General features: G+C 46.7%; 15 protein-coding genes. All 15 read left to right on the forward strand.

Translation table 11 applies throughout. The features are described 5' to 3' along the window. The first annotated feature begins 12 nt into the window (after positions 1–12). Complete coding sequence (locus ACJ8HH_RS03590) at positions 13–447, forward strand: arsenate reductase/protein-tyrosine-phosphatase family protein (protein WP_033637740.1); 435 nt, start codon at positions 13–15, stop codon at positions 445–447. A gap of 12 nt (positions 448–459) precedes the next feature. Continuing rightward, positions 460–2,607 (forward strand): tyrosine-protein kinase Wzc, encoded by a 2,148-nt coding sequence (wzc, locus tag ACJ8HH_RS03595; RefSeq protein ID WP_039566818.1) that lies wholly within the window; start codon positions 460–462, stop codon positions 2,605–2,607. Positions 2,608–2,695: 88 nt separating this feature from the next. Continuing rightward, complete coding sequence (locus ACJ8HH_RS03600) at positions 2,696–3,385, forward strand: acylneuraminate cytidylyltransferase family protein (RefSeq protein WP_033637742.1); 690 nt, start codon at positions 2,696–2,698, stop codon at positions 3,383–3,385. Positions 3,386–3,388: 3 nt separating this feature from the next. After that, the gene (locus tag ACJ8HH_RS03605; RefSeq protein ID WP_033637743.1) at positions 3,389–5,629 is read left to right on the forward strand and encodes an N-acetylneuraminate synthase family protein; all 2,241 of its coding nucleotides are present in this window, start codon (positions 3,389–3,391) and stop codon (positions 5,627–5,629) included. Beyond that, positions 5,630–6,868, forward strand: coding sequence for an oligosaccharide flippase family protein (locus ACJ8HH_RS03610; protein WP_033637744.1), 1,239 nt, complete (start codon positions 5,630–5,632; stop codon positions 6,866–6,868). Next, positions 6,865–7,371 carry an acyltransferase gene (locus tag ACJ8HH_RS03615; RefSeq protein ID WP_071998120.1) on the forward strand — a complete coding sequence of 169 codons (507 nt, stop codon included), beginning with the start codon at positions 6,865–6,867 and terminating at the stop codon, positions 7,369–7,371. The genes ACJ8HH_RS03610 and ACJ8HH_RS03615 overlap by 4 nt, the downstream gene beginning before the upstream one ends. Positions 7,372–7,418: 47 nt before the next feature. Then, positions 7,419–8,435, forward strand: coding sequence for a hypothetical protein (locus tag ACJ8HH_RS03620; protein WP_060451426.1), 1,017 nt, complete (start codon positions 7,419–7,421; stop codon positions 8,433–8,435). A 28-nt stretch (positions 8,436–8,463) separates the two neighbouring features. Beyond that, positions 8,464–9,603, forward strand: coding sequence for a glycosyltransferase family 4 protein (locus tag ACJ8HH_RS03625; RefSeq protein ID WP_060418364.1), 1,140 nt, complete (start codon positions 8,464–8,466; stop codon positions 9,601–9,603). Next, entirely contained in the window at positions 9,603–10,937 is a 1,335-nt protein-coding gene (locus tag ACJ8HH_RS03630) for an O-antigen ligase family protein (protein ID WP_033637748.1), read from the forward strand. The genes ACJ8HH_RS03625 and ACJ8HH_RS03630 overlap by 1 nt, the downstream gene beginning before the upstream one ends. A 31-nt stretch (positions 10,938–10,968) precedes the next feature. Beyond that, positions 10,969–12,030 (forward strand): glycosyltransferase, encoded by a 1,062-nt coding sequence (locus ACJ8HH_RS03635; RefSeq protein WP_197766155.1) that lies wholly within the window; start codon positions 10,969–10,971, stop codon positions 12,028–12,030. Then, positions 12,027–13,091, forward strand: a complete 1,065-nt coding sequence (locus ACJ8HH_RS03640; RefSeq protein WP_060451428.1) for a glycosyltransferase family 4 protein — start codon at positions 12,027–12,029, stop codon at positions 13,089–13,091. Before ACJ8HH_RS03635 ends, ACJ8HH_RS03640 begins: the two co-directional genes overlap by 4 nt. A gap of 68 nt (positions 13,092–13,159) precedes the next feature. Continuing rightward, positions 13,160–14,575 (forward strand): mannose-1-phosphate guanylyltransferase/mannose-6-phosphate isomerase, encoded by a 1,416-nt coding sequence (locus tag ACJ8HH_RS03645; protein WP_033646763.1) that lies wholly within the window; start codon positions 13,160–13,162, stop codon positions 14,573–14,575. Positions 14,576–14,638: 63 nt separating this feature from the next. Further along, positions 14,639–16,012 (forward strand): phosphomannomutase CpsG, encoded by a 1,374-nt coding sequence (gene cpsG, locus ACJ8HH_RS03650; protein ID WP_033637752.1) that lies wholly within the window; start codon positions 14,639–14,641, stop codon positions 16,010–16,012. A gap of 127 nt (positions 16,013–16,139) precedes the next feature. Continuing rightward, a complete protein-coding gene (gene wcaJ / locus ACJ8HH_RS03655) occupies positions 16,140–17,534 on the forward strand; it encodes an undecaprenyl-phosphate glucose phosphotransferase (protein ID WP_033638709.1) in 1,395 nt (464 codons plus the stop codon). A gap of 98 nt (positions 17,535–17,632) precedes the next feature. Further along, on the forward strand, positions 17,633–18,958 hold the full coding sequence (locus tag ACJ8HH_RS03660; protein ID WP_060451760.1) for a cellulase family glycosylhydrolase: 1,326 nt from the start codon (positions 17,633–17,635) through the stop codon (positions 18,956–18,958). The last annotated feature ends 167 nt before the right edge of the window (positions 18,959–19,125 follow it).

The raw sequence follows: 19,125 nt of genomic DNA on the forward strand, positions 1-19,125 counted from the left end.
GGGAGGCTAGCCATGTTTGATTCTATCTTGGTTGTCTGCGTAGGTAATATTTGCCGCTCCCCTACGGGGGAGCGTCTCTTGAAGCAGCATCTGCCGGACAAAGAGATCGCTTCCGCAGGCATCGGTGCCTTGGTTGGCAAAACCGCGGATAAGAGCGCTATTTCCATTGCGGAAAAACATCAGCTGTCGTTAGAAGGGCATGAAGCCAGGCAGTTGACGAAAGAAATGTGCCGGGAATATTCATTAATTCTGGTTATGGAGAAAGGGCATATTGATGCTGTTTGCCGCTTGGCGCCGGAGGTCAGAGGCAAAACCATGCTTTTCGCCCATTGGTTGGGGCAGAAAGAAATTCCCGATCCTTACAGAAAGAGCGCCGAAGCGTTTGAGTTTGTTTACCGCCTTCTTGATGATGCAGCCCAAAAATGGGCCCAGGCATTAAATCGTTAACCAGAGATTACAATGACTGATAATACGAAACCAGGCTTATCAACAGCCAATAATCATGATGAGATTGATCTAAGTCGCTTGCTGGGAACTTTAATTGATCACCGCTGGCTCATCATCGGGATTACAGCGTTATTCTCTGTTGCCGGTATCATTTATTCCCTGTTCGCCACGCCTATATATCAAGCTGACGCCATGGTTCAGGTTGAGCAAAACGTCGGGAACTCGTTGGTCAACGACCTATCTCAAATGTTGCCTAACAGTCAGCCGGGTTCTTCCACGGAGATTGAACTGATCAAGTCACGCATGGTGACGGGTAAGACTGTCGATGATCTGAATCTTGAAACGGTGGTGCAGCAGAAGTACTTCCCGATTTTTGGCCGCGGCTGGGCTCGTTTGACGGGTAGCGAACCTGCCAAAATTGCGCTGTCCCGTCTCAATGTGCCTGCCAACTCTGACGATGTTGAGCTGGAATTGACCGTGATTGATGCCCAGCAATATGTGCTGAGCAACAACGGCACCGAGATTATCAAGGGGAAGGTTGGCGCGCTGGAGAGTGGCCATGGGATTTCTTTGCTGGTTAGCGAAATTTCGGCGGAGCCAGGCACTGTCTTTGAAATCGCCAAGTTGCCGCGTTTGGTGGCGACCAACAATCTGCTGGATGCTTTGACGGTTGAAGACAAAGGTAAAGACACCGGCGTGCTGGCGTTGAGCCTGGTCGGGGATGATCCTGTCTTGGTGCGAAACATTCTTGACAGCATCAGCAAAAATTACCTGTTGCAGAACGTCGAACGTAAATCGGAAGAGGCGGCTAAAAGTCTGGACTTCCTGAAAGATCAGTTGCCTGAAGTTCGTAGTTCTTTGGATAGTGCCGAAGATAAACTCAACCGTTTCCGTCAGGCGAATGATTCTGTCGATTTGTCCCTTGAAGCGAAGTCTGTTTTGGACACGATTGTGGGGGTTGAGGCTCAACTGAACGAGCTGACGTTCAAAGAGGCGGAAATTTCCAAGCTTTATACCAAAGAGCACCCGGCTTATCGTGCGTTGATGGAAAAACGCGCCACGTTGCAACAAGAAAAAGATAAGCTGAACAAGCGCGTTAGCGTTATGCCGAAGACCCAGCAGGAAATCTTGCGTTTGACCCGTGATGTACAGGCAGGGCAAGAGATCTACATGCAGTTACTGAATAAACAGCAAGAACTGGGCATCACCAAGGCAAGCACAGTCGGTAACGTACGTATTGTGGATCCTGCCGTTACGCAGCCTCGTCCGGTTAAACCGCAAAAAACCATTATCGTTTTGATAGTCACGTTGTTAGGCGGTCTATTCTCCACCGGTTTCGTTTTGCTTAAAACCATGCTGCATCGCGGCATCGAAAGTCCGGAACAGTTGGAACAGCAGGGGATCAACGTTTACGCGAGTATTCCGCTGTCCGAATGGCAGCAAAAGAGCGACCGCGAGACCATGCTGTCCGGCAAGCGCAGCAGTAACAGGAGTTACACCCTACTTGCCGTGGGCAACCCGGCGGACTTGGCGATTGAAGCCGTCAGAAGCTTGCGTACCAGTCTGCATTTTGCCTCGCTGGAAGCCAAAAATAACGTTCTGATGATTTCCGGTGCCAGCCCAAGCATCGGTAAAACGTTTGTCAGCATTAACCTGGCGGCGGTGATCGCCCAGGCGGGTCAGCGCATTTTGGTCGTTGACGCCGATATGCGCAAAGGTTATGCCCACTCGTTGTTGAACTGTGAATTGGGATTGGGGTTGTCTGACGTGTTGTCCGGCCAGGCGTCGGCGCAGCAAGCGATCAAGCAAACATCGATCGAGAATCTCAGCTTTATCTCGCGCGGCAAGATTCCTCCGAACCCATCGGAGTTGTTGATGCACAACCGCCTGACAGAGTTCCTGGAGTGGGCGGGCAAAGAGTATGACATCGTGTTGGTCGATACCCCACCGATCCTGGCGGTAACGGATGCCGCTATTGTGGCGCGCAATGTCGGCACGACGCTGTTGGTTGCACGTTACGGCGTGAACTCGCTGAAAGAGATTGAGGTGAGTATTCGTCGCTTCGAACAAAACGGCATGGAAATTAAAGGTATTATCCTTAACGCCGTTGAAAATAAATCGGGTAGCGCCTACGGCTACTACGCTTACGAATATAAATAAACTCCCTTCTATGTAAAAGCTCCTCATTATGAGGAGCTTTCTGATTCATTCAAAAGTAATGCATAAAATCCAATTTCGGAGAGAATAAATGAGTAATCTTGCAATTATTCCGGCAAGGGGTGGGTCGAAAGGTATTCCCAAAAAAAATATTAAAGAAATTGCAGGTAAACCATTAATCGCTTGGAGCATAGAGCAGGCATTAAATTCTTCGAGTATTGATCGTGTTATTGTTTCTACAGATTGTGAAGATATCGCTGCCGTAGCCAGAGAATATGGCGCGGAAGTCCCGTTCATGCGTCCGGCCCATCTGGCGAACGATACCGCTGCGACTGAGCCCGCGCTTTTGCATACGCTGGAGTGGTTGGCTGAACATGAGAGTTACCACCCTGAGTATACCGTCCTGTTGCAGGCTACTTCTCCTGTTCGCAAAGATGATGCGATTGATTCTGCAATCAGAAAGATTATTGAAAAGAAAGCCGATTCACTGCTGAGCGTATGTGAGTTTTGGCATTTCTTGTGGGAAAATGAAGATAATCCGAAAGCCTATTACGACTACTTAAACCGTCCGCGTCGGCAAGATATTAAGCCTGAAAATATCAAACTTAAAGAAAATGGTTCAATTTACGTTACGAAAAGCGAAATTCTCCTCAGTACCGGTAATCGTCTTGGTGGCAAAGTTGTAGCGCATAAGATGTCGGAAGAGGAAAGCTTTGAAATTGACACCATGCTGGACTGGGCGGTTGTTGAAGTAATTTTGAAAAATTGGAGTGGGAGATAATTTATGTTAATTCAGAAAAAAATATCTGACTTTTTAGTGTTTGAAACCGAATCAATCATTAAAGCCTTAGAAAAAATCAACTCGAATAAAAAGCGCATTATTTTTGTTGTCACTGAAGACGGCAAGCTGTGCGGCTCTTTCTCAGACGGTGATTTCCGTCGTTGGATCACTAACGGCGACTTCGATCTGAGCCGCGAAATGTCGGAAGTGATGAATCAGAACGTCCGCTATAAAAAAGTGGATGCGCCACGCAATGAGATTGAATCGCTGTTTTCGAATGGCGTTGACGTTCTGCCGCTGGTTGATGATTATCGTCGTTTGGTCGCCGTTGCGCTGCAAAGCGAAAAAGGCCTGACGATTGGCAAACACACTATCACGGAAACCTCGCCGACTTACATTATTGCTGAAATTGGCAACAACCATAATGGCGATATTAAGCTGGCTAAGCATCTGGTTGACCTGGCGGTTGACGCGGGCGCCGATTGCGTCAAGTTCCAAATGCGCGATCTGAGCTCTTTGTATAAGGGCGGCAACGATAAAGACAAATCCGCCGATCTTGGCGCACAGTACACGCTGGATCTGCTGAGAAAATTCCAGCTCAGCAATGAAGAACTGATTGAAGTGTTCGATTATTGCAAGGAGAAGGGGCTGACCCCGCTGTGTACTCCTTGGGATCTGAAGAGCCTGGAAGTGTTGGAAAACTACGGCATGGAAGGTTATAAGGTCGCTTCCGCTGACTTCACTAACCACGAAATGTTGGCCGCGTTGGCCGCTACGGGCAAACCGCTGATTTGTTCTACCGGTATGTGCAGCGAAGCAGAAATCAAAAGCTCGGTAGACTTCTTGAAATCGAAAGGTGCCGAGTTTGTGATCCTGCATTGCAATTCTACGTATCCGACGCCGTTCAAAGACGTCAACCTGGCCTATATCAAACGTCTGCAGCAGGTGACGGGCTGCTTGGTCGGCTATTCTGGCCATGAGCGTGGCATTTCAGTGCCGATCGCCGTGACCGCGCTGGGCGCAAGAGTGATCGAAAAACACTTCACCATCGACAAATCCATGGAAGGCAACGACCACAAGGTGTCGTTGTTACCCCCTGAGTTCAAAGAGATGGTCGTACGTATCCGCGAAGTTGAAGAGTCCATGGGCAACGCCGGCGAACGTACTATCACCCAAGGGGAAATGATCAACCGCGAAACTCTGGCAAAAAGTTTGATTATCAATCGCGATCTGAAAAAAGGTGAAATCATCACTCGCGAGATGGTTGAAGTCAAGAGTCCGGGGCAGGGTCTGCAGCCTCTTTATCTGGAGCAATTGGTCGGTAAGAAAGCCAATCGTGACCACGAAAAAGGCGGATATTTCTATGAGTCGGATCTAAATGATGTGGCGATAGAAGCCAAGGACTATGATTTCAATCGTCCGTTCGGCATTCCAGTGCGCTACCACGATTACGGCAAGTTGAAGAATAAATCCAATCTGGACTTCGTCGAGTTCCATCTGAGCTATCAGGATATGGAACTCGATTTGACAGAATTCTTCTCCGGCGCTGAAAATATCGGTTTTGCGGTACATAGCCCCGAGCTGTTCGCCAACGATCATATTTTGGATCTGGCGACGGATGATCCCGTTTATCTTGCTCATTCGATCAAACAGCTGCAGCGTGTCTGCGATGTGACTCGCGCGTTGAAGCAATATTTCCCGAAAACTGAGCGTCCGGTCATCGTGGTGAATGCAGGCGGTTTCAATACCACCGGTTTCTTGCCAAAAGAATCACGCCAGGCGATGTACGAACGCATTGGCGCCGCTCTGGGTGAAATCAATCAAGAAGGTGTTGAAATCATCATCCAGACGATGCCTCCGTTCCCATGGCACTTTGGTGGTCAAAGCTACCATAACCTGTTTGTCGATCCGGACGAGATTAAAGCGTTCTGTGAGAAATACGGCTACCGCATCTGTTATGACACGTCGCATTCCATGATGGCTTGTAATTACTACCAATGGGATCTTCATGAGTTTACCCAGAAGGTCGGCCCTTACACCGCACATATGCATATTGTTGATGCTTTGGGAGTGGATGGTGAAGGGGTACAGATCGGTAAAGGCGATGTGAACTTTGACGAGCTGGCTGATGATCTGCGGCGTCATGCGCCGGGAGCGCAGTTTATTCCTGAAGTGTGGCAGGGGCACAAAAACCAAGGGGAAGGGTTCTGGCATGCGCTTAACTTCCTGGAAAAGTATCTGTAAATGAGTAAAGCCATTATGGGGGCTGCGGCCTTGTCGGTAGGGGATATTCTCGGCAAGGTCATCGGCTTCATCATATTGCCTTATTTGACAGCACACCTAGGCGCGTCGGGGTACGGCGCGCTGACTCTTTATTTGTCCGTTATTCAGATCTTGATCATTTTCATTTCGTTCAGTGGTCAAGGTCTGTTGCCGGTCAAATACATGCAGGAGGGGGAAGGGAGCTCCCTGGTGTTCCGCAGAGATAACATCGCCTTGGCTTTCGCGTCGAGCGCGCTACTGGTGGCTATATTCTACATTGTCACACTGGTCACCAAGATCTCTGTTTCTTTCAGCGACGGTTTTCTGGTTGTTTTGGCATCTCTGGCGCAGGCGCTGAACTTTATCAATTTATCGCATTTGCGCATTAGTCAGACCTATAAAGTTGCCGCTATCGGCCAATTTTTGCTTTCCGCATTCAACGTTTTATTCACTATCGCTCTTTTTGAAATGATAGCGTCGACGCCAGGACAACGTTTGATAGCGATCGCGGCATCATTTTTCAGCATTCAGCTGGCCTACGAGTTCTTTGTTTACAGAAAAATAGCGGTTGAACGCAGCGTGCTCCAACCGTTGCGTAAGCGTTATAAGGAAATCATTAGCTACGGGGTATCCCTATTGCCACATCATGGCAGTTATTGGATTAAATCCTCGGTAGATAGATTCTTCATAGCGCATTACATGAGTACGGCGGTAGTCGGGGTTTATGGCTTGGCGTTTCAGCTAACCTCTATCGTTATGCTCTTTTTCGGCGTAATCAACCAGGCGTTCCAACCTTTCATTTATCGCAAGCTTAAAGCGAACGATTTTAGAGGGGTCGAGCTCATTCAATATGGTTACACAGCTCTGGTTATCGTTTCGTGCATTATTTACTTCTTTATTTTGCCATTTGCTTTCCCGTATCTGTTTAATGCTGAGTTCAATCGCGCTATTTATTACTTCAACATTCTTTTGCCTGGAACTGCATTTTTATCGATTTATTATATTTTTACGCACTCACTGTTTTACTATCGTAAAAATAAATTAATCTCAATTATTACCATGGGTTCGATGATAACGCATTTGATTGGTATATTTGTCATCACCATGACAGAAATCAAAGTTGAGTATTTCTGCCTGGTTTATGCAATTTCTAGTTTTTATGCGTGTGCAGTGACTTTTTATTGTGGTAAGCGACAGATCAGTATTGAGAGGAAAAGATGATAGCAAGTCTTAAACGATGGTTGCGAAACTTACGTAAGCAGCGTTATCGTTCAAAAGTTATCAGAATGGCTGAAAGATGTGGTCAAGATCCGAAAATTAACTTTTTAACTATCGTTAATAATAAAACCCGACTTGGTGATAACTTTAACTCCAATGGTTTGACGGTGGTTGGAAAGGGCGGTGTTACTATCGGTGATAATTTCCACTGTGGTTTTGGTTGTGTATTGATCACAGAAAATCACAATCATCATGGGAATGCGATTCCCTACGATAACACTTATGTGATTAAGGATACGCATATCGGGGATAATGTTTGGCTTGGGATCAATGTGATTGTTCTGCCCGGGGTTTCCATTGGGGAAGGGGCCATTATCCAAGCCGGCAGCGTGGTGGTTAAAGATATAGAGCCCTACGCTATAGCCGGCGGCCATCCAGCGAAACCCTTTTCGCAACGCGATGTTGCTCACTATCTGCAGCTTAAGGCTGAAGGCAAATTTCATTGAACGGCAGTTATACATTCATGCCCGTAGCTTAATCGGATATTAGAAATATGAGTAAATACATTGCGTATATTGAGTCACCGCTTCAGGCTTTTAATCTCATTGAGTATCTTGATGCGAAGAACATTGTGCTCGATCTGCTGATTGTCAATAAGCGTTCGGCCAATTCTGCGTTGAATCACGGGCAGATTGTTTATCTGTTGAACATGATTAAGCATCGCTCCCTGGAAACCATTGATGTTGAAGGGAAACTGGGTAATGCTTTTGATATTAAACGGCAATTGAAGAGTGTAACATCGGTGGTGAGTGCGAAGGAAACTGTCACTTTGATTGCCGGTGAGTATCGCGCGAGGGTTTTTTGGATTTTAGCGCATAAATATTCGAGAAGAAATGTGGTCCTGCTGGATGATGGTACGGCAACGCTCAGAATTAAACGCTACAATAATCTCACTGCTCGGGGCGTCGTGAAGTCGGTTTTCCTCAAGTCACTTGGTATGACCAATAATGAGAGAGAAAAAATAACCTTTTTCTCTGTTTATGACATCGAAGGTAATGTTTCAAAAAGAGATGTGGTCGTTAAGCACAGTTACCAAAATTTTAAGGCTAAACTGGCCAGTCTTCCTGATGGAAAGAACAGGGTCTTCATTATAGGTACGCCGCTTTATGAGGCAGGGGTAACGTCTGTTGATGATATTGACTTGACGCTAAGAATGATAAATGACTTAAAGTCAAATCAGATGGGTGCCGAGCTTGTTTATATTCCCCACCGCCGCGAGCGTGAAGAGAAAATAGATGAAATCAGAAAGTCTGTAGAGGTCCGTCGGTTGGATTTTCCCTTTGAGGTTTATCCCATTGTGGCTGGTGAGAACGTCAGTTGTATAGCCGGATTTTATTCATCATTGTATGACAATCTCGTAAAAATATATGATGAAAAAATTAAAATAATCGCTTACGTACTTGATGAGAAAGTTTTATCGCCAGAGTGGAGTGAATTTGTTAACGCGATTTATAAAAACTATGAGAGTTATGAAAACGCGGATATTACGCTGATTAAAAATAAATTTTAATTTTATAAATTTACCGTGGTGATGGAAAATGAAGATTGCTTTAATTAACACACTTTATGCTCCTTATAAAATCGGTGGTGCTGAAGTATCAGTTCAGTTGTTGGCTGAAAGCCTGCAACGAGCCGGGCATGAAGTTGGTGTGTTTTGTCTTCATGAATTTGATGAGATAAAATATGACACTCTTAATGGCGTTCATATTGCTTATTTACCTCTCAAAAATATGTACTGGCCATTTCAGGCTTCTTCGGCAAGCAAATTAAAGAAAGCGGTGTGGCATCTGCTTGATTCTTATAATCCATTTATGGCTCGTGCCATGCGTAAGGAGCTGCGCAAATTTTCTCCGGATGTGGTGCATACCAACAACCTCAGCGGTTTTTCCGTCGCAGCGTGGCGAGTGGCCAAGAAGCTGGGGGCGCGCGTGGTACACACGACTCGCGATTATTATCTATTCCATCCGAACGGCACGTTGTTTAAACATGGCCAAAATATGGACGTACAGTCGTCTGCAGTGCGCATCGCATCTTTTCTGAAGAAAAAAGCCAGTCAGCGCGTAGACGTTTTTGTTGGCATAAGTAAATATATTTCCGCCTTGCATCGGGAAAATGGATTTGCGCGCAACGCGGTACATACGCATATCTACAATCCTGTCGCCGCGATAGAGTATGTACCGACCGTCAACGAAAAGGTCAGGATCGGTTTTGTCGGTCGCCTCACCGAAGACAAAGGTTTTGATGAGTTTTGTGCTCTGGCAAAACAGGCCAGCGGCGATCCGCAGGTTGCATTCTACGCCGCCGGCAGATTCAATGGTGACGCCGCTGGCGAGAAGTTGAAGGTGTTAGCGTTGGAGGCAGGTATTCATTTGCTTGGCTTTATCAAGATTGAAGAGTTTATGACGCAGATTGACGCCGTTGTTCTACCAACGCGATGGAATGAGCCCTTTGGGCGAACCGTTGCGGAATCGGCCATCTCTGGTAAGGTTGTGTATACGCCTTTCAATGGCGGAGTGGCAGAAATCGCAGCTTTTTATGATAATATTTTCGAGCTAAAAGATTTTTCTGTCGCCAGTGTGGTTAGCGTCGTGAGAGAAAATAACAACAAACCGCGTCGTTCGTTTTTTGAACTAGAAAAAATAACCGATGCTTATGAGAGCGTGTATAGAGGGTCATAATGAGGGTATCGACAAAGTCGTTGGTTGTTTTTCTTTTGCTGATGTACATGACATTGCTCTCATTGAATGGCGTTGTGACCGTCGCTGCGTATATGTCGACCAGGGCACTTTTATTATATAAAGACTTTTTTGCCATGGCAGTGCCGGTTTTCGTCCTAATCTTGCTTTTTGCGCGTAACCCTAACGTGTCAAAACAGTGTAGAAGCGTAATGATCTTTTTCCTGTCGATGGTGATCTTCTCGTTAGTTTATGTACTTTTAAGTATGATCACCGGCAGGTTTGATTTCTTCCGCTCTATCGTTCAGTTTCGCTTAGAGTTACTGACATTCGGTTCTTTTTTCTTTGCCGCCGTTTTACTTCTTTTTGAATATAATGAGCGTGTCGAGATTGTTAATAAAATCATTAAGTACTATATTTTCTTTGCCGTATTGAATGCGCTCTTTGCGGTCGCCGAATCCAGTTTGGCAGGCCTGCTTTATGCACTAATCGGTTTTGACCCTGGCCCACAGTTGACACAGTTTGGTAAAGAATATGGTCTTCTGTTACGCACCATTCAGGGGCAATTACGTGCTTTTGGTCTGCTCACCGGGCCATTCAGCCTCAGTGAATATCTGTTTTTTGCACTGGTATTATCGCCTTATGTAAGCGAAAAAAATCGCAAGAAATATATTCTTCTCATTATGGTTGGGATCGCATTTTCAACATCGAAAACGGCGATTATCATGGCACTGCTTTATATCATGTTCCTGATGCTGAGACGCTTTTTCTCTCAACGTTTTAGCCTGAATTCAGTCACTATGGTAACGATGGTCTTGTCACTGTTCTTTTATATTACGACGACCAATTACAGTATTTATGAGATGATATTCCCGAAGGAGAATGCTTACGCGGAGAACAGCATTTTACTTCGTACGGTCAATATAGAAGCCGTGCGAGCTGACAGTGAGTATTCGCCATTTATCGGTGCTGGGTACGCTGTGAATGGTAACGCGGTGGTTGGTGATGACAATACGAACTCAATCCCGCTTGATAGTATGTATATCTACATGTTGTCGAATTACGGTAATGTCGGAATTATCCTTCTGGTTATTGTCGCTACGATAATTCTTGGCATTCTTTATCAGCGTACTCGTCTTGGCCTTAATCCCAGTGTTTACCTATACTGGATGATCTCGCTTTCGATGAATTTCGTTTATAATAACCCGTTGACAAACTATCCAGGCTATATATTCGCAATCATAATATCGATTTTGTTATTATCGATTAGAACGCCGGAGACGGGTTCCGTGAGTCGCTCAAGAAAGAATGTAGGTTATGTGCAATCGCTACATTGACACGGTATTATTTAAAATTGCGAGGTAATTAATGATTTATGTCAATGCGCGATTCTTAACGCAGGATTTGACAGGGGTTCAGCGGTTCGCTCAGGAAATATGCCTTGCGCTGAGTAAGATTAGGCATGATATCGTTTTTGTCTCGCCACTTAAAATTATTCACCACGATATCGCGTCGCAATTGAATGTTCAGGTGGTGGGTAAGAAAAGCGGTCACTTTTGGGAGCAGGTAGAGCTTCCTGCTTTTTTAAAGAAAAATAAAAGCCCGCTTCTAATAAATCTTTGCAATACGGCTCCGATCTTTTATCGTAATAAAATTGTTACTCATCACGATGTTATATATAAACGCTATCCGCAAAGTTACTCTGCAAAGTTTCGTTTCGTTTATAATAACTTTGTTCCCCTGATGTTGCGTCACAGTAAGGCGTTGATTACAGTTAGCGAATTTTCTAAAAAAGAAATTAGCCAGGCGTTTGACTACCCATTAAATAATATTTACGTAATCTATAATGCGGTGTCCGAGCAGTTTAAACCCATTGCGTCGGCATCCAATACAGAACGCCCTTATTTATTGGCCGTTTCGTCTCCAAATTATCATAAGAACTTTCATGGTCTGATTGCCGCTTTCTCTCAAATGGCAAACGGCCAGGATGTGACGCTGAAAATCATTGGGGCCGCCAACAAGAATTTCGCGGATGTTGGGTTTTCGACGGAAGGAACTGCAAGGAACGATAACATACAGTTTTTGGGGCGTGTGAGCGATCAACAGCTTGTAGAACTCTATTCTCATGCTCGCGCCTTTGTGTTCCCCTCTTTATATGAAGGGTTCGGCATTCCTCCGTTAGAAGCGCAGGCTTGTGGTTGTGCGATAGTAGCGTCCAATCGGGCTTCTATGCCCGAGGTATTGTCGAAGAGTGCATTGTACTTTGATCCGGAAAACATCCTGGAAATGAAACAGGCACTGGAGCGGATTATGCAGGATGAAGCGTTGCGCCAAATTTTAATCGCTGAGGGATTTACGAATGTCAAACGTTTCGATTGGATGCGTTCGGCAGCAGCGTTGAGCGAGATAATGACGAGATCTATGCAATGAAAAAAAAAGTGCTGCATGTCGCCGAAACAGTGAAGGGTGGCGTCGCTACGGTAATTAGACAACTTGTACAGCAAAATGATGAATTTGATTTTTACTGTGTGTTGCCCGATAGTCAATATCGTGAGATTGGCGCTTTCCCCGCAGAAAAAATGAAGGTATTTACGCGGACAGGGAGAAATATTTCTTCGTTTATCTCTTTGGCTATTAACTATATCCAGATGGTACGTAAAGAAAAACCGGATGTCATTCACGTCCACAGTACTTTTGCGGGGGTTGTTTGCCGGCTGTTAACGCCATTGGTAAGAATGACATGCAGGCCTAAAATTATTTATTGTCCGCATGCTTTTTCTTTCCTGATGGACACATCAGAAAAGAAAAAGAAGGTTTATGCCAAGATAGAGAAAATTCTGCAAAAGAATACCGATGTTATCATCTGTACCAGCGAATATGAGAAACGAACGGCACTGATGGCCGGATTGAGTCCTGATAATTTGACTGTGGTGTATAATGGCGTTGAACCCCCTGTAAAGCTGCCGGATGATACCAATCCTTATCGCCAAGATAAAATAAATATATTGTTTGTCGGCCGTTTTGATTATCAAAAAGGATTTGATTTGGTTCAGCGGATTGCCGACGAATTGGATGACAGATTTTTAATCACGATCGTCGGTGGCAATGTACACGCAAAAGAGCAACCGGCGCCACATTCCCGGATGGATTTTAAAGGTTGGTTGACTTCGGCAGAGATGGCGCCTTATTTCACCTACGCCGACGTGTTGTTGATGCCAAGCCGATGGGAGTCGTTCGGTCTGGTCGCCGTTGAAGCTGAAAGCTATGGGTTGCCCGTTGTCGCCAGCCGCTGCAGTTCATTGCCGGAGGTGGTGAGCGAAGGCGTTACGGGGTATCTGTTTACGACCAATCAGGCCGATGAGGCCGTTGAGATATTGAATGCTCGCGACCAACGCGATTGGAGTGCAATGAAAGTTGACTGTGTCGATTTCTACAATGCTAATTTTACTTCAGAAAAAATGATATCCAATACTTATCGTCATTACAGATAATCGATACATCCGTTTTTTGGAATGAAAATAATTTTTTTACTATTTATATTTAATCGGTGAGAGTAAAAATGAGTAACCTTTATCCTGTTATTATGGCTGGGGGAACAGGGAGTCGCCTGTGGCCGCTTTCTCGTGAATTATTCCCCAAACAGTTCTTAGCGCTGTGCAATGAATTTTCCATGTTGCAAACGACAGTCATGCGGCTTAAAGGGTTAGAGATTATTAATCCTCTTGTTATATGTAACGAAGAGCATCGTTTTATCGTGGCCGAACAACTGCGCCAAATCACGCGTTTATCGCATAATATTATTCTGGAGCCGGTAGGGCGTAATACGGCGCCGGCGATTGCGCTTGCCGCTTTGCAGGCGGTTTCCAGCGGTGACGATCCGCTCATGTTGGTATTGGCCGCGGATCACGTCATTCAGGACGAAGCGATTTTCCGCGATGCGGTCAATCAGGCAATTCCCTATGCTGAAGCGGGAAAACTGGCTACTTTCGGCATCGTTCCGACGGGCCCGGAAACGGGCTATGGGTATATTCAAAAAGGTGCCAGCGTCGACGGTTCCAGTATCTGCGGCGTTTCGCGCTTTGTCGAAAAGCCTAATCTTGAAACGGCGCAGCAGTATCTGGCCAGCGGCGACTATCTCTGGAATAGCGGTATGTTTTTGTTCAAAGCCAGCCGTTACCTGGAAGAATTAGGCCGTTTCCGCCCAGATATTCTGGACGCGTGTAAGCAGTCGCTTGCGCATTTGACCCCCGATATGGACTTTATCCGCGTTGACCGAGATGCATTCATTGCCTGCCCGGATGAGTCTGTCGATTATGCCGTGATGGAACAAACTGCCGATGCTGTCGTCGTACCCCTGGATGCGGGATGGAATGACGTGGGATCATGGTCTGCTTTGTGGGAAATCAGTGAAAAAGACACAAAAGGGAACTCTACTTTCGGTGATGTTCTTGAGCATAACTGTTCAAATAACTATATTCGCGCGGAGCATAAATTGGTGGCCGCTGTCGGGGTGACCAATTTGGTTGTGGTTGAAACCAAAGATGCCGTGTTGATTGCCGATAAAGATAACGTCCAAGACGTAAAAGAAATCGTCAACCAACTGAAGCGACAAAAGCGTTCCGAAAGCAAACAGCACCGTGAAGTTTATCGTCCGTGGGGCAAACATGATGCGATTGCTCAGGGCGATCGCTTCCAGGTGCGCCGCATTACTGTAAAGCCAGGCGAGAAATTGTCCTTGCAGATGCACCATCATCGTTCGGAACACTGGGTAGTGGTGTCAGGCACTGCCAAAGTGCATACCAATGGTAAAATGCAACTGATCAGTGAAAACGAATCCGTTTATATCCCTCTTGGGGTCGAACATTCTCTCGAAAACCCGGGAAAAATCCCGCTGGATTTGATTGAGATTCAGTCGGGTGCCTATTTGGGAGAAGACGATATCGTGCGAATCGGCGACTCCGCTCAGCATAATTAATCATTTTGGTGCGGTGGATATTTGAGCCGCATCACTGTATTTACGTTTGGTAAGGATCTCAACATGTCTCAATCATTGACTTGTTTCAAAGCATACGACATTCGCGGGCAGCTGGGTGAAGAGCTGAACAACGATATTGCCTATCGTGTCGGCCGTGCATATGGGGAGTTTTTGCAACCTAAAAGCGTTGTCGTCGGGGGAGACATCCGTTTGACCAGCGAGGAACTGAAACTCGCGTTGGCGGAAGGGCTGCGCGATGCCGGGGTTAATGTTCTGGATATTGGCGTCAGTGGGACGGAAGAAATTTATTTTGCCACTTTCCACTTAGGTCTCGATGGCGGCATAGAAGTGACGGCCAGTCATAATCCTATGGATTACAACGGAATGAAGCTGGTGCGGAGCCAGGCTAAACCGATCAGCGGCGATACCGGTTTGCGCGATATTCAGCGTTTGGCAGAAGATAATAACTTCGCTGCGGTGGATCCGACCCGACGCGGCAGCTACGAAACAATATCGATTGAAAAAGAATATGTGGATCATCTGCTGAGCTATGTGAATACGGCTAACTTCAAACCGTTGAAGCTGGTCGTCAACTCCGGCAACGGCGCTGCAGGTCACGTTATCGATGCTGTCGAATCGCGTTTCAAGCAGCTTCAGGTGCCGGTTGAATTTATCAAGGTTCACCACCAGCCTGACGGCAATTTCCCCAACGGTATCCCTAACCCGCTGCTGCCGGAGTGTCGGGAAGATACGGCGCAAGCAGTGCGTGCGCACAAGGCGGATATGGGAATCGCGTTTGACGGTGATTTCGATCGCTGCTTCTTGTTCGATGAACACGGCGGATTCATTGAAGGTTACTATATCGTTGGCTTGTTGGCGGAGGCGTTCCTGGAGAAAGACGCTGGGGCGAAGATCATTCATGACCCGCGCTTGAGCTGGAACACCATCGACGTGGTCAAGCAGGCAGGCGGGGTGCCGGTGATGTCGAAAACGGGCCATGCATTCATTAAAGAGCGTATGCGCCTGGAAGATGCCGTTTACGGTGGTGAGATGAGCGCCCACCATTACTTCCGCGACTTTTCATATTGCGACAGCGGCATGATCCCATGGTTGTTGGTTGCTGAATTGCTGTGCATTAAAAACAAGACGCTCGGGGAGTTGGTCGGGGATCGAATGATCGCTTATCCAGCATCGGGTGAAATTAACAGCAAACTGCAAGATCCAAAAGCTGCAATTGAAAGAGTACTCAATCGCTATCAGCCTTCGGCACTGGAATTTGACACGACCGATGGCATTAGTCTGGAATTTGCAGACTGGCGATTTAATTTACGTAGCTCAAATACTGAGCCGGTGGTGCGTTTGAATGTCGAATCACGAGCCAATCCTGCACTGATGCAGCAAAAAACAGAGGAAATACTGGCCTTGCTTCGACGCTGATCTCTGGTTTTAAAGCTATATTTTAATGCTGGGCGAGCGGTATATGCCCAGCGTTGTGAAGCGATATAGGTACCAGAGAAAACTAACAAAAGGCATCTATACTATGATAGTTAATAGGCAGTTATCTATGAACGGTTTCCGTCGGGGCGTGTTGCATACTAATGCGTCTCTTACTTCAATGCTTCAGCGCTTCTCTGATATTTTCGTTATCTTTAGCGGGCTGTACTTGTCTTGCCTAATCTCCGGTGCCGCATTTAGCGTGCAACACTGGATTATGGTATTAATATCGATCGTTATCTTCCAAATGATTGGTGGGATTACTGACTTTTATCGTTCGTGGCGTGGTGTGCGTGCGGGGCTGGAGATCCAGCTCATTTTGCAAAACTGGTCGCTGAGCCTGCTGTTGACCTCAGGAACGGTGGCGTTGATAAATGTGTTCAATAACGAGTATTCCGTCTATATCCAATGGTATCTGCTGGTCTGCTGCGGTTTGGTCATTACGCGCAGCGTGATCCGGCTGCTCTTGGGATACATGCGCAATATTGGCTTCAATACCCGTAATGTGGCCATCATGGGTGCGATGCCCGTCGGTATTCGTCTGGCAGAATCTTTACGTGACGCGCACTGGATGGGATTTAAAGTGTTGGGCATTTACGACAACGATAATTCTCCGTTGAACAGCAAAATCGAACGCTGCGGCGACTTGTCTCAGCTCGTGAGCGACGCGAAAAGTGGGCGTATCGATAGGGTCTATATCGCAATGTCGATGGAGCAGGAAAAATTGATCAAAGATACGATCGCGGATCTTTCTGATACGACCTGCTCAGTGATGCTGATCCCGGATATCTTTACGTTCAACATATTACAGTCGCGATCGGAAGAGATTAATGGCGTTCCCGTCGTTTCGTTATTCGATACGCCAATGAGCGGGATTAATCAGGTAATTAAGCGTATTGAAGACATCATTCTGTCAATATTTATTTTGCTGTTCATTTCTCCGGTTCTGTTGCTGATCGCCTGCATGGTCAAATTTACCTCTTCCGGGCCCATCATTTTCAAACAAAGGCGTTATGGCATGGATGGCAAGGCCATCGAGGTATGGAAATTCCGCTCGATGACCGTGATGGAAGATGGCGATAAAGTCGTTCAAGCGAAAAAAGGGGACGCGCGCCTGACGCCGGTCGGCTCCTTCTTGCGTCGTACCTCTCTGGATGAATTGCCGCAATTTGTCAATGTACTGAAAGGCGACATGTCGATTGTAGGCCCAAGGCCGCATGCCGTGGCACATAATGAACAGTATAGAAAGTTGATCAACGGCTATATGCTGCGCCATAAAATGAAGCCGGGTATCACGGGGTGGGCGCAGATCAACGGTTGGCGTGGCGAGACGGATACGTTGGAAAAAATGCAAAAGCGCGTTGAGTTCGATCTCGACTACATCCGTAACTGGAGCGTTTGGTTGGACATTAAAATCGTCTTCCTGACCATTTTCAAGGGATTCATTAATAAAGCGGCGTATTAGATTTTCTTTAAGGATGTCGCGCCTGGGAAATGTGGATTTCCTGATCTCTGGGGATGTTGAGACAGTTCATTTTTCTTTTAAAACTGGAGGTCGGTCAGATGTTGACTAAAACAAACCGTAAACTGAGGTGCTGGAAGGGGGCGGCTTCATCGCTGGCCTTCGCATTGCCGCTGATGTTTATCAGTGCGAACGCCTTGGCTTTCGAAGTCGGGGTTCATGCGCATTTTCGCTGGTATCCCAACGATCCGGATAAATATTTGGATCTGATTAAGCGTTACGGTTTCACGTCGTATCGAGCGGATTTTCCCTGGAGCGGATTGGAACAGCAAAAAGGGCAGTATGTCATAACCGGCAATATGCAAAAGGCCGACCAAGCGTTTAACGATGCCCAGGCAAAATTTGGTCTGAATGGGTTATTAGTATTGGCGTACGGTAACAAACTCTACGATCCATCGGGTTATCCAACGACGCCTGAAGCCATTCAGGCTTTTGCCAACTACGCGTATTGGACGGCCTCCAAATATAAAGGCAAGATCAAGTATTACGAGATCTGGAACGAATGGACGAATGCCACTGCGATTAAGCCGAAGCCGCGCACGCCACCGCCGCCGGAGATTTTTGTCGCGTTGGTGAAAGCTACGGCTGCTGCGGTTCGAAAGGCCGATCCCAACGCAATTGTCATTACGGGAACGGCCAACCCAACAGGAACTCGCGATCCTTCCTGGGTTGATAACATCGTTAAACTCGGCGTGTTGAATTACGTTGATGGTTTCTCCATCCACCCTTACTCCTATGGCAACGATAATTACGCTATACGGGCCCCTGAGGGGAACCTCGGCGTCGTGGATAAATTCGAGGCTCGGCTTGCAAAGGCAGCAGGTAAGACGGTGCCGATTTATATCACTGAAATCGGCGTGCCAACCTATGACGGTAAAGGCGGGTTATCAAAAGATGTGGCTGCGCAATATGTGGTGAAATATACTTTCCTGGCCAAATCGCGGCCCTTTATCAAAGGGATATGGTGGTACGATTTGCTCGATGATGGAGACAACCCGAAAATCAATGAACATCGATTTGGGCTGCTGACGAGAAACGGTCAACCGAAGCCGTCGATGCTGGCTTTAAGTAAGGTCGCAGATGTTGCGCGATCGTATTCCGTTGAGAAATACCAAGTGCTGCCGGGCGGTAAAATTTCCATCGCATTGAAAGGGAATAATCAACATGCGATGCTATTCTGGCAGGAAAAACCGGTGGCTAAGCCATCCAGCGGTATTTCTTCAGGCTTGCGCAGTTTTATGGCGAGTGAGGCGCCGCAAAACCAAAGTGCTACGCCGCTCAAAGAGGTTCAGGGGAATACGGCTGCGCCCGATGGCGATGTACCGGTAATGATGCGCTCCAGTGCTCCGATTGCCTCGCCCTGGTAGGCAGGCTGTGAGTAAAAAACCGCAAGCTTATTAAGCTTGCGGTTTTTTTTTGTCCAGCGTCATAAGCGGCTTGCTGCTTCGTCATTCGCCTGCATTTGCCGCCTATAAAAAAGCCAGCCGGCATAGCCGGCTGGCATCAGTATATAACTGCCGTTCTCCATGCGGCC

The sequence above is a fragment of the Serratia sp. CY32780 genome (assembly GCF_052169135.1).
Taxonomy (GTDB): domain Bacteria; phylum Pseudomonadota; class Gammaproteobacteria; order Enterobacterales; family Enterobacteriaceae; genus Serratia; species Serratia sarumanii.